Raw genomic sequence first — 15,253 nt, 5'->3', positions numbered from 1 at the left:
ACATGAATGATATGCTTAGAAAAAGTTTAGAGGGGTTAAAAAAGTTTCCGCACACGCGATACTTACTGCTATGAATATATAAAAGCTGGCATACTGGACATCGCAATGGCCAAGTAATTGTAATACAGGTATAGAACGAACCAAAACGAACCAACCCCATTTCAAAAATTTGAGATGGGGTTGGTCTACGTCCTGAGGCACTCCCTAAAAAGTGCCTTTTAAAGATATTATCTGCCTGACTTATACGGTAAGCTTAAGGTTAATGTTTGAGTACTCACTTTAGTATTACCTAAATAGACAGGTAGCTCTACTTTAACATTTATGAATTTGCTTGACTTCTTATTCGCTGTGGATAGAACACCTATTTCTGTCCTTGCAGTGTAATAATGGTTTCGTTTATACATTGTTGTATTTGGAAATGTAAAGGTTGTCAGAGTGGGATACTTTTCTCCGCCCAAATATAATGTTTTCTTTGAACGAGGATCAATATTGTAAGAAGCAGTTGGTTCAACAGCAACACCAATGGGACCGTATCCAACACCTAAAGTGGCTTTTGTGTTCTTGTATCTTTGATCGAAGTTACCCCACCATTGTTGCGTATAAAAATAATCTCGATCCATCTTTTTATTGATTAATTGTCCAGATGTAGACATCTTAATTTCAACTGGATCTTTGTAATTTCCTATACTCATAGATTCGTCGTCTTTCCAAGTTCCCTTAAAACGTCCATATTGAAATGCATTAACCCAAGAATCATTAATTTTAATTGTTACATCTACAGCATTTTTGTGGCCTAGTAAATCATACCCATTTATTGTAATCCATCCGCTCTTAAAGTATGTATGATCCCAGCCTTTGCCTTCGTAATTCTTTAAAGTCTTCTGAACCACAAAATATTTTGTAACTTCCTTGCCAGTAGCTGCCTCTACACTTTTTGGATGAGAGGAAAAATTAATAATTGAAATCATAAGTGCAAAAGTAATAATAAATTTTAAAAAATTCATACGAACATTCTCCTTTGTCAATTTAAATAATGCGTCTGCCATTACCAATTATACTATACATTTACTATTTTTTCCCATAAAAGACTTTTAATTTTTTTACCCCTTTTCTAAAAATAAAAAGGTGAAGTAGATGTCGATATGGAGTATTACGATTCTCCTCGCTAAATGGGAAATAAAAAAGATGACCCCGGAACAATCCCAAGGCCATCTACTAACACCAGATGCTTAAAAGGTAATTTTTTATATACTGTCTAATATATTGGTTACAGTTCAATCTCTGTTGGGGCTTTTATCATAAATTAGGTTTTAATAATATAACAACACTATCATACTCTTCCATTAAAGACTTATGAACTTCCAATAAATTCCCTGTTTTAAGTTCTATGTCATAACTCAATTTCTTTTCGAATGTCAAAGAATTCAATGTGTTTTTTCCGTATCCTGGTAAAACTTGAACAAATGGTCTATTATTAATTTTCTCATTACCTTTTATTTGATAGCTAATGTTGTATCTACCCACTGGAATTTGTTTACCCACTATATACTTTCCGGAATGATTGATACGATATTCTTTATTTTTATTTAATGTTAATGGTTCATATTTGGCAGGTAACAACCTTACCTTTCCACTCCCTTCAATAAGGGCATGTTCATTTTTCTCTAAACGTTGACCGACAATCTTGTCACCTTTAGAAAGTTTCAGTGGCATAAATGATACTTCATCAGACAATGAGATAACATCATAAAACCCAGCGTTTAAATCCTTACCCACCATATAATCCCCGTTAGTTAGCGTAACTTCTTTTGCAGAATTAAGAAATGTAGGATTATTATTTTTAATGATTTTTATAAGATATTTCGAACCTAGAAAACCTACGAACAATATAATTAAGCCAATAAAAACAAACTTTTTAAAATTGCTCATCGATTAATAATCCGTCTGTCATTTTGAGGGTATGATCACATAATAAGGAGAGATCGTCTTTATGATGACTTGCAATGATTACTGTTGCACCACGTTCTTTCTCTTCAGATAGCACCTGGTGAACTAAACTTACTCCCTTTTCATCAATTGCATTTGTCGGTTCGTCTAATAAAAGAATATCTGGTTTTTCAAAAATGGCTTGTGCTAGATTTAACCTTTGCTTCATTCCTAAAGAATACTTTTTCACTTTAAGAGTCGAATGTGGTTCAAGTCCTACTCTTTTAATGGAATCCTCAATATCGTCATTTGTAGCAATCTTTTTAATCTTGGCTAACATTTTAAGATTGGTAGTTGCATCGAACTGCGGAAGAAGCTGCATATTTTCAATAATGATTCCTACACTAGGCGGAACTGATATGTCGTTATGAAGTTCTTTATTGTTTATTAAAACTTTACCATCAGTAGGAATGAGAAGCCCTGCCAAGGAACGAAGAAGCATGGTCTTACCTGAACCATTCTTTCCATATATACCGTATATCTTCCCACGTTCAAACTGATAAGAAATATTTTTCAACACGTATGTTTGTTTAATTTTTTTACTGAGATCTTGAACTTCAATCATGTTATCCCCACCTTAGAATATATCTATTTTTTTTATCCTGCTGATTGAGAATCCTACTATAGACGCAATGATGATCATAAGTACCGTAATACCTATCGGGTAAGAAATGATCGGAGTTTGAAACTCTGATATTGAAGTTAAACCATTTCTAAATCCCATTGCATAATTTGGCAGAAATAAATAATAGATGAAGCCTCCGCCAATAAGATAGATTTGTTTAGTTAGAAGTAAAGAAACCACAATATAGACATTTACAACCATTTGCGCAACTTGTGGAGATATAAAAAGTTCCATAACTAACTGTAAAGCAAATAAAGCTGATAAAGTTAAAAAATACATAGCTAGAAGTTTGATAACCTCTATTCCTTCTAGATTGATGGTTGAATCTGTTAATAGAAATCTGAATATAAGAACCTGGATAACTACAAATATTAACGTGACGATCATCATGGATACGAACCGATTAAACAACCACCTTGTTCTGCCATAGTTTCGAATAATGATTACTTTTCCATATGTTTTAAGAACATCACTGCAATACCCCGTAAAGTAAAAACTCATTGCAACAATTGGTAAAAACCAATACACGAGAAATTTATTTTCTAATGCGTATGAAGATGTAATGGGAACACCGTCCAGAAATGGAAGGGACGAATATAGGGTATCAAAATGATTTAGTAATACAGCTTGTATAATCATAATGATCACAACAAGTAAGAACAAAGCTCTATTTTTTAACATTCTATAAGATATCCTTTTTAAGAAATAAAGGTGAGCCAACAAGATAGAAGGTAACGCCTAAAGCGAATAGTCGGATATATGATAAAAAAACATCAGTCAGTGTTTTTTTATTTTCTAATAAAGATTGGAAGATATCCAAATCCTTAAAAGGATCCCAAATATCTGCTGGAACAATTAACAAACCCAAAGAATAGATAACACCTACTAATAAGTATGTTACAAATATAGCTAATCCAAAAGAGTTACTAAGATCATAGAAAATTCTATATAAGATGCCTATCCAGAAAAAGTAGAAAACAAGTCCTATCATTTGAACGAAACTTATGAAAAAATAACGAACTTCTTTTAAAAGTTCTACATCCATAAAAAGGAATGTTAAAAGGTTGTTAATTAGCATGTGGCCTATCGTGAACAGTAATGCTGTCAAAAACACTTTACCTACAAACTTAAAGTAATGTCTTTCTCTAGAGATCCTAACGAGTGTGTACGGTTTCTCAGTGGGCAAGAAGAAATTTAAAAAGAACAAAAATGGTATTGTATAAAATAGCGCATAAGCTTTAAAAGAGTTATACCCAAAAGCACTATTATTCATATAAATTAAAGATTCTAAAGTCGAGAAACCCATATACCGGCTATTATTTATAAACCATAGCACAATGAATAAGAACAAAATTGCTAGTGATACAATGGATCTTTTACCCATCATTAAATTTCACCTCATAGAAGTAAATGAGTGTAGGTATTGAAATGAAAACGATTAAGGCAGTAGCTAGGACCGGTAGCAGCGTATCAAATCCATACTCTGCAAATGGTTGGAATAAGTACATCAAAGAATCATCTCTAATGACTAAAAAGAACCAAACAAAGAAAGCGGCAGAATAGGAATATTTGCGATCCTGGAAAAACAAACTGAATGATGCCCCAAGCAGCCCTGCAAATCCGGAAAGTAAACACGCTGTCAAAGTAAATAACATAATAGCAAAATAAGGATGCTCGATACTTAATGTAAAGAGTAAATTATCTGGTAATGAATATTCTTTTGTATTTTTACCACCCATAAAAAAGATAGAGACTAAAATAAAATTCAGTAAAAGGGATAAAAACATGGCAGAGAATGAAACAAGAAACGACGTAGCCAATTTATATGAAAAATATTTCTTTTTTCCGTATTTACTAATAAATATATTTTGACTTCCTGTCTGATAATCTTGAATAACGTTATCAGAACCTAGTAGCAATAGAAAAAGGGGTAGAAACCATAATAACAAGGCTTGTGTCATATGCCCCCTGCTAGAGCCTGATAAAAAGAAAGAAAATGGTGGATAAAGCTCATGACCTGATTGAAACTTTACAAGTAATAATTGAACAACCTCAATACAGGGAATTAGTAAAATAATAAGAAAGATAGATCGACTTAATTTTGTATGAAGAATACGATATAATTCATTAGCCATTTCAATTCACCCAGCTCATATGTTATTTAATAAAAAGATTCATGTGTAAGAGAGCTAAAAGACTATACATAAAAATTTAAATGATGTTGACTTCACTTTAATTGTTTAAAAACAGTGGCAATACATGGATTGCCACTGTCCTTTATCATTTAGTTAGTCTCTTCATCCCAATAACCAGAAGCCGTGTATCCACTTGTTGTATAGTTATTATTTTCTACAGCCAATCTGACATTACTTTGGCTTGCAGTACTAAAGGCAGTATAGTATTTTGCGCCAGAACCTTGAGCAACATCATGAGTATCGGAAACTCGTGTACCACTCTTATCTAACCAATATGTAGCAACTGTTCCTTTTCCTTCACTTGAATAAGTGTAGTTAACTTTCCATTTATTACTTGTATCAGTTGTTTGGCGATATCTTGCCTCAGAATAAGAATTTCCGTGTTCTGGCTTCAAACTAAAGCTGTATGTGATATTATCATTACTCGCTAATGCAACATTTCCTGCTGTAAGTAACGATAGCCCCATAACACCTGCTAATCCTACTCTGTAATACTTCTTAATCGTTTTCTTCATTTCATTTCCTCCCATTTTCTTAAAATTTTATATTTAAAGATTGTAATTGGATAACTTAAACAAGCTGTTCTAATTACCAATCTCAAATATCAATAATCAATGCTCAAACGGTAAATCATCTTCGTCGCCATCTGGCGTTACAACGCTAATCGCTGCATGTTGGTTAGATTTTGCTTTTGTTAGATCTAAGCTGTATATACCGCCGGAAACGAAACAAATGCCTAGTACTAGATAAATAAGAACCTTTTTCACTGGTTTTCTCCCCTTCAAGTAACGAACTAATTACTATTATCCTGCTTGAATTTATACTACAATATATGGAAAAATAGTGTTTTCTCGGAATAAGAGGTTTTTAGAAACAACCTAACTAGAAATTTAATTTTTTCGAGTTATAAGACAAAAATTATAACTTTTGTTATATTTTTCTATAAAGAGGTGGGAAATGCTTAACTTAAATATGGATCGATTAGGGGAAGAAATATATAATCTGCGCAAGCATTATAAGATGTCACAGAAAGAATTAGCGCGAGGCATATGTTCGCAGGCAGCTATCAGCAAAATAGAATCTGGAGAATGTTTCCCCAGTATTGATACGTTATATCTAATTTCCATAAAACTTAGAGTTGAAGTAACTTACTTTATTTCACTATTAATTCAAGAACGAAATGGGTACGTGGCAACAACTATTGAAATGATAGATAAATTAAGCACAAATAAACAATATGATGAAATTTTTGAAATTACTAATTTTGAACGATCTAATAATCTAAAACTATATGGTTACCAATATGAGCAGTTTATCAGTTGGAACTATTACCTTTCTTCGTATTATTTAGGATTCATGGATTATTTAGATGTAATAGAAAACTTAAAGCAATTGCTATCATCTAAAAACCTACTCGATCAGGATAATTACCAAGACTTAAAGATACAGAATTCAATCGCTGCTATTTATGCAGAGAATAAAGAGTACGCTAATAGTTACAAATGCTACGAGGAAATATTAAGTAAAACAATATACATTGATTCATTTCAAAAGTTTAGAATTAAGGTCATGTATAACCTTTCTAAGGTGTATACGTTAGATCAAAAATATAGAGAAGCACTAAATGTAATAGATGATGCTATTGATTTTTGCCGTAAGCTCGAAAGTTTTTATATACTTGGACAGCTTTATTATCAGAAAGGGGTTTGCCAGGAAAACCTAGATATAAACGAGAATGAAATATCAGCTAATTATAAAAATGCAATATTTATATTTGAACTTACTAATCAGAGAAACTACATTAAACATATCCTAGAGAAAAAAAACGAATTCATAAATTTGAACGATTTGAAGTTGTAAGTATGGGCTAACAAAATAAAGATAGGGGTACCGTTTTTAAGGCTACCCTATCCTGTTTACTTAAATTTTGTATGCAATTTAAAAAGGTTTCTGAGAACATTAGTCCCTTCATGACAATTCGACTAGAATTATTTTTAACTTCATAAATTCCAAAATCCTCTTTCGTTTTTCCAATTTGTTCTTCAACCTCAAAATCTTCATATTGATCAGGATTGATATTTCCTCTCCAAATAATAATTAGTTTTGTTGCTATGAGTTACCTCTTCTATTATGTGTTCATTCATTTTGTCATAGGACAATTTTGCCCATGAATACAGTGATTGAGGGAGGTGGCTGATGAATTTAATGAAAAAATATGTATTAGCTAGTATTCTCATGTTCATTCTGATTCTGTCAGGATGTGGTGGTGACCCGGTTCAGGATGACCTGCTAAACTATGTGAACGAACAGATGCCAAAACTCGCTGATGATGAGACTGAGATTGTAGGAAAATATGCGGATGTGACTGGCATGAACTACACGGATGATTACACCCTGTACGATGCGCTAAAGTTAGAGATTATTCCTGAGTACAACGCGTTTATTAGTGACCTAGAAGCCGTAGAAATTGAAACTGATGAGCTGCGAAAAATTCACGAAGACTATATTGAGGCAGCGAACATTCAAGCGAGTGCGTTTCTGCAGATCGTGACGGCCATTGAAAACCAGGACAGCGCAATCATTAACGAGGCGAACGAGAAACTGAACACTGCGCGTAAAATGATGCGTGATTACAAGAGTGATGTGGAAAAGTTAGCGAAGGAACATGATGTGAAGTTGGAAAAAAAGTAAAAACGGACCCCTTCGCTTTGTGAAGGGGTTCAAATGATTAGAGCTGTATACATACCCCCAGCTTTGACATAAACTTAACCTATCAATCTTTGAAACGGAGATCTTTACATGGACACGTTCATTCTGTATTACAAAATATACAATAAAACTGTTGTATCAAAAGACTACATATCATGGGCTTTCCACATGCTTGAAAACAACCATTCATCATATTCCATTAATGTGCTGTCCTCTCTAAGTGAAGCTGTCAATATATTTGAGGTGGAGGATTATTTTAGAAGAGCTGCTAAGGAAATACAATTACAACAACCTTCTTATCAGGTGTGCTCCATCCACTACCTGCAGCATCTGGCTACACAAATTCTCTTGGATGAAACGCATGCGATAGACCTTGCCTATGAAATTTACGAAGTCATGCGAGAACTGGATGATACGCCCAACTATAAAACTTGGTATGAAATCAGTGAACTAATTGATGATTATCGGTATGGTGATAATCCTACTAACCTTACAATGCCAGCTTTGATAATATCTATACAAAGGGCTTCCAAACAACTTCTGCAGTATAAAGAAGAGGCATGACAGGTTTCGCCAGCCTCTTCTAATTTAAACATTCATCCTATTCCTTTTTTCAGGCGTGTTCTTTTTTATTATTTTGTTAGTTACGAGAATCAAAACCATACAAAACCCCGGCCACTACCCCGCCGAGGTTCTACAACAATCGCTCTATGAAATTTAACCAGCCGAAGATCGATAACCATAGTGGAATGCATAAAAGAAGTGCCCAGAACAAGCCTACAAAGAAATCTCCTTCTCTTTCCATATCCCGCTCTCCTAACTATTACTAGATTTTTAAATTCTAATAGTCAGTCTTAACAAGATTGCTAGAGATCATACTGGCTTATCTTAAGCAGAAGTACAATAAAATTAAAAAAATCCAAACTGGAATAGATAATAAAAGACCCCACAAACAGCCTTTTGCAAATGAAGGCTTCCTGTCCATGAATTACACCTCTGTGCTAAAACGTGTTAATCATAAGGTTCGCCTTAACAGCATGTCTTATATCCATCGGGTGTATACTTCACCAATTAAGCATTTGTTATATATATTCTACCCGAATCAATAAAATACCCTTCTCAATCGGAGAAGGGTATTCATTATTACAAGTATTCTTTGTTTTTGGTAGTCTTGACAGAAACATCCCAGCTCCACTTTCTCGTATAACTTAAAATACGCGGATGTACAAGTGAAAGTCGGGGCGTGTATTTCTCCCAGGAAGCTAGTAAGATGATTGCAATCAGTGCTACCTGCGGCGAAAACATCCTATAGAGGTGAATAGAAATTACGATAAGCAGCGCCACTCCACCAAGGGATCCATATTCCACAAACATACCAATTATCATATTGTGCGCATGCGGGATGTTATGGTTATATAGAGACAGATAGTGCTTATAAAAACCAATCGGTGTCACCCCAAACAAGTCGTTTTCCTGCCATAAGTGAATCGCACGCTCCCAAATCACTTTTCGTATATCAGCAGATTCAAACAGTCTCGCTTTCCTTGGCATCCATTCTAGAATCAAATGAATGTTAATCGCCATCATGAAGACAAGAAACATCGCATATAAGCGATTCCATCTAAAGATAAAAAGTGTAAAGATAATTAACAGAATTCCAAAACCTGCTTTCGATCCAGTTAAGTAGATCGCGTGCACCAGCATACCGGCGACAACAGCTTGCAGCGCTAACTTCCTGTATGATGCCCCTCTCATACTCTTCAAACATTCTCCAAGTAGAAAAGACAGTCCGAACAATAACAACGCCACAGAGAAGTTTGGGTTATACGCGGCTCCCATCAGTCTTTCATAACCTTGCTGAAACTCCGTTTGTCCTATAAGTGCTGTACCTGTGAGGTAGCTTACCAACATATTCTTCATCAAGAAATCCTGAAATGGATACAGTGCATAAAAGTAAACTCCGCCACAGATTGTGAGCCATTTAAGAGAGGAAAACGTCTTTTGTGCGCCAATGATTTTTATTTTTAAATACAAACCCGTATAAGAAAGGAGTAGAGCAGATATTAAAAAGTATGAATACTCCTGGTTCAATAAAGCAGCACCAATAGATGAAATAAATAAACATCCTAGTAGGAAAAGCCCAGGCGTTATCGAAACTCGTTTCCCTTCCTTCCATACAAGATGAAGATGACGACAGCCAGCAAACAGCAATAACGCAATACCGATGGGAGGTAGTACAAAACAAAGAAAGATGCTGATATCGAAAAAATACTTATTGAAAAAATGGTACGTAGATTTAGTCATATTCAACCTCTTCATCGTATAAGTTCATTTCAAAATTGCATTAACTCATCATACTTGAAAAAGTAATAAATTATCCCATTTTTACAGAAACCAAACGATTTCTTAACTTTAGCTAAAACAAAAACCCCTTTCACGCGCTAGAGCGTAACAAGGGGTTAACTTTACTCTTGGTTTGTTCGATCCTCTACCTTCTTCCTAAAGGCTGCTACTTTTTTCTTTAATATACGGTACTCGCGAAAGGTTGTTGCTTTTTCAAGATCAGCTTTAAGCTCATAATATTCCAGCGTTTCTTCCTCATTCAGTTTGTCATTGGGAAGTGGAAAAGGAATTAGTTCACCCACTATAGCTTCCTCCTCGGTATCTATAATCACAAAGGTATTACATACTTTATTCATTTTAATTTGCATGTTGCAACGTTAATTACTTCAGTTAAAATTTCAGGTTCTAAGCTATACTAAACGGTCTCTGTCTCATCTGATTGAATCCATTAAACGCTTGTTTTACTCTCAGCATCCACAGTGTAAATGATTTCAACATTAATATTATTACTAAAGTTTGTACCCCATCTTAATCTTTCCTGAAGAGGTGTAACCCAGGGTCTGATTCTTTAAGTAATCAAGAGCAATATGTTGATCGGATGATGTAGACCTTTGAATAAAGCGGTACATATCTTCCCAGGTCGTTCGTTTAAAAGTTCCCAATCCTTGAACTAGATGCTTTCCGAATTCTCGTTCAATATTCCGCTCTTTTTCTTCTCTCACGAGGTTGAATAAATAAAATTCTTTCTTTTTTTGTTTCGCCATCCAAAGGCCTAGCAGCCAGAAACGAAGCAATTCATATTTTTTGTCTTTTTTAGCGATTGTGTAGAACCCTGCATTAAACACTTGTGTAAAGAACCAATTGTCTGCTTGCGTATATAATTTCTCTACCTCAGCACTATAGGGTGTTGTGTTATTACCAGATCCGGTTTTACATTCAACGAGTATTATCGCATTCTCGGTCTCGATGAGCAGATCTGGTTCACTTCCTCTAGAAACCTTTTCACCAAATGTGCTGCGCGCTTTTAATAGCAGCGAATATGTATTTTGAGATTCCTCATCATAGCACCAGTAATGAATCTTAGGATGGCGTGGATTCTCAACACCTATAGAACGTAAATAACTCTCTAGTAGATTATGAGTCTCTAAGTAACGAAACATATTCCACGTTACAGCGTCCTCAGAGTTACTTCGAGCCAAACGGTTTTCCCGCTTCTTTTTAAAAATCTTTTGTAAAAGCTGTATGTCGTTAGGATCTTTTGAAAGTAAGTTACTGGTGTAGTCTGTGTATTCAAAGGTTGTGGAAGATAGATAAATGTTATGAGTGGGGCATAGGAACTCATTGATTGGTTTAAAGGTTTTCTTTTGTCGAGGAACCCGGTGATCGCAATCCTTTACTGGACACTCAACCCACTCCGCAGAATGAGTAACTCTCTCTTTTAAGGTCAAACGGTTGTACATACACTACCTCCATCTTACTTTCTTGTGTAACAAGTCTTCCAAAAAAATAGTTAAACAGAAACTCAATATTGCAGGATATCTTGTTATATTATGAGGTCTCGTTTTTAATTCTTTTTCTATAATAGATGTGAATGATGATAGCGAATAGAAAACCTAAGACGTACACAATGTCTTTTAAAAGACTATTAAAGGAGAAAATCATTGAAAAAATGGAGAAAACAAATAGAATTCCGCTAAGAATTAAAAATACATTTGTTCTTTTTTCTACAAATTTCATTTCCACCACCTCTTAATGGTATTATATGGAATTAATCTGTTTTTCGTCAATGTAAATAAACTTTCATTTAAAGGTAATAAGTAATGATAGGCAATAATTAAATATCGTAAAAATTCATGTGAATCAAAATAAGAGAAAGCTTTCATCCACTTCTCTCTATTGTTAATTTTTTGTTATCGTTTCATTAAACTTTTAAATTCAAACTACATTCGACACATTTCGACTTCCTTTGTTATTATTACATGCTAAATTAATATAGTATGACAAATTTTGAAAGGAACGTGATGAAATGACAATTAAGCAATCGTTTAAAAGATTACTAGTTAGCTCCCTAGCAGTTGGGTTAATTTCTTCTCAAGTTACGATACCTGCCTTAGCAGACTCAAATGCTAAGCAAGAGAGAAATCATCATAAAAACAACCGACCTTTTAACCTATCACTTATGCATACAAATGATTCACACGCACGTTTAGATAACGTTGCGAAAAAAGTAACCGCTGTCAAAGAAGTGCGTGCAGCTAAACCTGACACCTTATTATTAGACGCTGGGGACGTGTTCTCTGGAACTCTTTACTTTAATGAATTTAAAGGACAAGCCGATCTAGAGTTTATGAATCTCATGGACTATGATCTTATGACGTTTGGAAATCACGAATTTGACCTTGGTGCAAGCCCTGAAGGTCATCAAGCGCTAGCTGATTTTGTTAAGAATGCTAATTTCCCATTCGTTAGTTCCAATGTAAACTTTTCTAAAGATGACAAATTAAGAAGCTTATATAAAGGCTACGATCGTAAACCGAAAGACGGTAAGATCTATTCATCTGTTATAAAAAAAGTAAACGGTGAGTATGTAGGATTTATCGGACTAACGACAGAAGAAACGGCTGACATTTCAAGTCCAGAAAATATTGTTTTCCAAAACTATATTAAAGCTGCGACAAAAGAAGTTAAGTTACTACAACTTCTTGGTGTAAATAAAATCGTTGCCATCACACACCTTGGATATGACGACAACCCAGCGTACGATAACGATCTAGAACTAGCAAAATATGTAGACGGAATTGACGTAATTGTTGGTGGCCATAGCCATACTCAACTCAACGAGCCTGTTGTAGTTACTGAAGATGAGGCAGGTAAAAGGAAAGATCCTACGGTTATCGTTCAAGCGTATCAATACAGTGAGTACTTAGGAACTTTAGATGTAAAGTTTAACAAAAAAGGTAAAGTGATCGGACAACCAGCTAGTCAATTAATTAAAATTGCTGATAAAGCAGCTGATCCAGAAGCTGCTCAAATGTTGACAAAGTATTCTAGTAAAGTAGCCGAAATCAAAAACACACCAACTGGTGGTACTGCTGTTAATGAACTAGCTGCTCCACGTACCAATGATGTAGGAATTAGTGTGAGAAATAGCGAACTTCCACTTGGAAACCTTATTACAGATGGCATGCTTGATAAAGCAAAGGATTTTAACCCTAATGTAGTTATGGCTTTCCAAAATGGTGGCGGAATCCGTGCTACGATTGATCAAGGCGCGATCACGTATGGTGATGTGTTAACGACGCTTCCATTTGGTAACACACTTGCAACGATGAAGTTAACAGGTGCAGAAATTAAACAAGCTCTAGAGCACAGTGTTAAAGATGCTCCTAAAGAACACGGCGGATTCCTACACGTATCTGGAATGAAATTTACGTATGACAGCGAAAAAGCTGCTGGCAGCCGCGTTGTAACGATGGACGTAAAGAACGCTGATGGTACATTTACTGCAATCAATCCTGCTCAAGAGTATGTAATTGCCACCAACGCATTTACGGCTAAAGGCGGAGATGGATTCACGGTATTTAAGACGGCATATGAACAAGGTCGTGTAACTGACTTAGGTGCGTCTGACTGGGAGAACCTTCGTGATTATGTAGCTGAACTGGTAAATGTTGACCCAAAGATTGAAGATCGAATTGTTGATGTATCAAGACCATAATTAATTCGGTAATACTAAGATAACCTCGTGAGTGCTCCTCCGAGGTTATTTTTTTATATATAGACTTTGTAAAATATGAAACCACCTATCTCAAATCTGAGTATAATTTATATAATCAATAAATAAATTAGTTTAACTGTGGCAACAAAGGATCTTAACAACTTACTTGGTTCTTGTTTGTGAACAGCCGGAGCAGCAAAAGTGCACAGCAGACAATAAGGACATCATCTTTAAAACGACCGAGACTGTTAGTTAATTTAATAGTAAAGGTGGAACTAATGGACATTATTTCTGGATTTTCACACGCACTTATAGTCATTATTTATCTTGGTATTTTAAGAAAAGGCACGAAAGAAGTAAATATGAAAAATTTAATAATAGAGAAAAAAGCGTTATTGATAAGTTAAATAATTATTGTTTTTTCTTCTCTTATTTTAATATCTCCTATAAGTGATGGTATTCATAATAGTTTTGCTATGGGAGGTTTAACTATCGCATCCTTATTAATATTGTTTACTATTTGGTTGGGGATTGTAAAAAAAGTAAACATGAAAACATACGAAAAATCTGTCAGATTACTAGATAAATTTTTATTAAATCTGGTTTAAATTCTCTATTAAGAATTTGGAGAAATGTTTTTACGAAGATACAATTAAATTATTATTTTAATTAATTTTATCCAGCCGAAAATGGAGATCCATAGAGGAATGCTAAATAACACTCCCCAGAATAAGCCGATAATTAGGTTGCCTCCCTCTTTCATATAATTCGCTCCTGACTATTAATCAATTAATAATCAGTTTTAACAACAAAATTAGTTAAAATACATAAAAAAAAGTCTAGGTATCCCCTAGACCTCAAAACGTTATGGTAACGATAGAAAACTAATATTACAGAAGACTCGTGTTTATATGGCGTTCTTAAAAGCATCTTCAATAATTAGTTATGCAAACTAACATTTAATTACTTATCTACGTATATGGTATATTCATCTAACCTTATTGTGAAATTTTCTTAGTATCCCTCTTCTTCTTCGTGTTCTTCGTGTTCTTCGTGTTCTTCGTGTTCTTCGTGTTCTTCGTGTTCTTCGTGATCTCCCTCGTCTTCATCTTCTTCGTGATCTTCTTCATCTTCCTCGTCTTCCTCTTCTTCTTCGCGTTCTTCGTCTTCCTCGTCCTCTTCATCTTCTTCGTCTTCTTCGTCTTCTTCGCGATCTCCCTCGTCTTCCTCATCTTCTTCGCGTTCATCGTCTTCCTCTTCTTCTTCTTCTTCGTCTTCTTCGTCCTCTTCTTCTTCTTCTTTGTCCTCTTCGTCTTCTTCGTCTTCCTCTTCTTCGTCCTCTTCGTCCTCTTCGTCTTCTTCGTCATCTTCGTCTTCTTCGTCCTCTTCGTCTTCTTCGTCTTCTTCGTCTTCTTCGTCCTCTTCGTCTTCTTCGTCCTCTTCTTCTTCTTCTTCTTCTTCGTCCTCTTCGTCTTCTTCGTCTTCTTCGTCCTCTTCGTCTTCTTCGTCTTCTTCGTCTTCTTCGTCCTCTTCGTCTTCTTCGTCCTCTTCGTCTTCTTCGTCTTCTTCGTCCTCTTCGTCTTCTTCGTCTTCTTCGTCTTCTTCGTCTTCTTCGTCTTCTTCGTCTTCTTCGTCCTCTTCGTCTTCTTCGTCCTCTTCGTCTTCTTCGTCTTCTTC

General features: G+C 35.0%; 18 protein-coding genes. 5 read left to right on the top strand and 13 right to left on the bottom strand.

What is annotated here, in order from left to right:
* Window positions 1–227: 227 nt before the first annotated feature.
* The 8 genes from P8610_RS16520 to P8610_RS16485 form a co-directional block, all read right to left on the bottom strand.
* A complete protein-coding gene (locus P8610_RS16520) occupies window positions 228–1,004 on the bottom strand; it encodes a hypothetical protein (protein ID WP_394605321.1) in 777 nt (258 codons plus the stop codon).
* Between the two features lie 292 nt (window positions 1,005–1,296).
* A complete protein-coding gene (locus tag P8610_RS16515) occupies window positions 1,297–1,929 on the bottom strand; it encodes a hypothetical protein (RefSeq protein WP_394605319.1) in 633 nt (210 codons plus the stop codon).
* Complete coding sequence (locus tag P8610_RS16510; protein ID WP_394605317.1) at window positions 1,916–2,551, bottom strand: ABC transporter ATP-binding protein; 636 nt, start codon at window positions 2,549–2,551, stop codon at window positions 1,916–1,918. The genes P8610_RS16515 and P8610_RS16510 overlap by 14 nt, the downstream gene beginning before the upstream one ends.
* A gap of 12 nt (window positions 2,552–2,563) precedes the next feature.
* Window positions 2,564–3,292: a DUF2705 family protein gene (locus P8610_RS16505; protein WP_394605316.1), complete on the bottom strand. Its 729-nt coding sequence runs from the start codon at window positions 3,290–3,292 to the stop codon at window positions 2,564–2,566.
* A gap of 1 nt (window position 3,293) precedes the next feature.
* Complete coding sequence (locus tag P8610_RS16500; RefSeq protein ID WP_394605314.1) at window positions 3,294–3,995, bottom strand: WxPxxD family membrane protein; 702 nt, start codon at window positions 3,993–3,995, stop codon at window positions 3,294–3,296.
* On the bottom strand, window positions 3,988–4,746 hold the full coding sequence (locus tag P8610_RS16495) for a hypothetical protein (RefSeq protein WP_394605312.1): 759 nt from the start codon (window positions 4,744–4,746) through the stop codon (window positions 3,988–3,990). Before P8610_RS16495 ends, P8610_RS16500 begins: the two co-directional genes overlap by 8 nt.
* A gap of 149 nt (window positions 4,747–4,895) precedes the next feature.
* Entirely contained in the window at window positions 4,896–5,321 is a 426-nt protein-coding gene (locus tag P8610_RS16490; protein WP_394605311.1) for a DUF2712 domain-containing protein, read from the bottom strand.
* Window positions 5,322–5,417: 96 nt separating this feature from the next.
* Window positions 5,418–5,573, bottom strand: coding sequence for a hypothetical protein (locus P8610_RS16485; RefSeq protein ID WP_394605310.1), 156 nt, complete (start codon window positions 5,571–5,573; stop codon window positions 5,418–5,420).
* Window positions 5,574–5,763: 190 nt separating this feature from the next.
* Between P8610_RS16485 and P8610_RS16480 the strand changes: the two genes are divergently transcribed.
* The 3 genes from P8610_RS16480 to P8610_RS16470 all read left to right on the top strand — a co-directional run bounded on the left by P8610_RS16480 (window position 5,764) and on the right by P8610_RS16470 (window position 8,079).
* A complete protein-coding gene (locus tag P8610_RS16480) occupies window positions 5,764–6,666 on the top strand; it encodes a helix-turn-helix domain-containing protein (RefSeq protein WP_394605309.1) in 903 nt (300 codons plus the stop codon).
* 336 nt (window positions 6,667–7,002) lie between these two features.
* Window positions 7,003–7,497 carry a hypothetical protein gene (locus P8610_RS16475; RefSeq protein WP_394605308.1) on the top strand — a complete coding sequence of 165 codons (495 nt, stop codon included), beginning with the start codon at window positions 7,003–7,005 and terminating at the stop codon, window positions 7,495–7,497.
* A 108-nt stretch (window positions 7,498–7,605) separates the two neighbouring features.
* Entirely contained in the window at window positions 7,606–8,079 is a 474-nt protein-coding gene (locus P8610_RS16470; RefSeq protein WP_394605307.1) for a hypothetical protein, read from the top strand.
* A gap of 579 nt (window positions 8,080–8,658) precedes the next feature.
* On the opposite strand, the gene P8610_RS16465 is transcribed toward P8610_RS16470, so the two are convergent.
* The 4 genes from P8610_RS16465 to P8610_RS16450 all read right to left on the bottom strand — a co-directional run bounded on the left by P8610_RS16465 (window position 8,659) and on the right by P8610_RS16450 (window position 11,595).
* Window positions 8,659–9,819, bottom strand: a complete 1,161-nt coding sequence (locus tag P8610_RS16465) for an O-antigen ligase family protein (RefSeq protein ID WP_394605306.1) — start codon at window positions 9,817–9,819, stop codon at window positions 8,659–8,661.
* 161 nt (window positions 9,820–9,980) lie between these two features.
* The gene (locus P8610_RS16460) at window positions 9,981–10,160 is read right to left on the bottom strand and encodes a hypothetical protein (protein ID WP_394605305.1); all 180 of its coding nucleotides are present in this window, start codon (window positions 10,158–10,160) and stop codon (window positions 9,981–9,983) included.
* A 207-nt stretch (window positions 10,161–10,367) separates the two neighbouring features.
* Window positions 10,368–11,318, bottom strand: a complete 951-nt coding sequence (locus P8610_RS16455) for a hypothetical protein (RefSeq protein ID WP_394605304.1) — start codon at window positions 11,316–11,318, stop codon at window positions 10,368–10,370.
* 88 nt (window positions 11,319–11,406) lie between these two features.
* A complete protein-coding gene (locus P8610_RS16450) occupies window positions 11,407–11,595 on the bottom strand; it encodes a hypothetical protein (RefSeq protein ID WP_394605303.1) in 189 nt (62 codons plus the stop codon).
* 289 nt (window positions 11,596–11,884) lie between these two features.
* On the opposite strand from P8610_RS16450, the gene P8610_RS16445 reads away from it, so the two are divergent.
* The gene (locus P8610_RS16445; protein ID WP_394605302.1) at window positions 11,885–13,576 is read left to right on the top strand and encodes a bifunctional metallophosphatase/5'-nucleotidase; all 1,692 of its coding nucleotides are present in this window, start codon (window positions 11,885–11,887) and stop codon (window positions 13,574–13,576) included.
* Between the two features lie 278 nt (window positions 13,577–13,854).
* Window positions 13,855–13,983 carry a hypothetical protein gene (locus tag P8610_RS16440; protein WP_394605301.1) on the top strand — a complete coding sequence of 43 codons (129 nt, stop codon included), beginning with the start codon at window positions 13,855–13,857 and terminating at the stop codon, window positions 13,981–13,983.
* Between the two features lie 607 nt (window positions 13,984–14,590).
* Here the strand turns inward: P8610_RS16440 and P8610_RS16435 are convergent.
* Window positions 14,591–15,253: hypothetical protein (locus P8610_RS16435; protein ID WP_394605299.1), on the bottom strand; the 663-nt coding region annotated here is incomplete at its 5' end.

Origin of the sequence: Fictibacillus sp. UD, assembly GCF_043558025.1 — a bacterium.
Taxonomy (GTDB): Bacteria; Bacillota; Bacilli; order Bacillales; family Fictibacillaceae; genus Fictibacillus.
The sequence above is the reverse complement of the archived record's forward strand: the minus strand, read 5'-3'. Positions and strand labels throughout refer to the sequence as shown.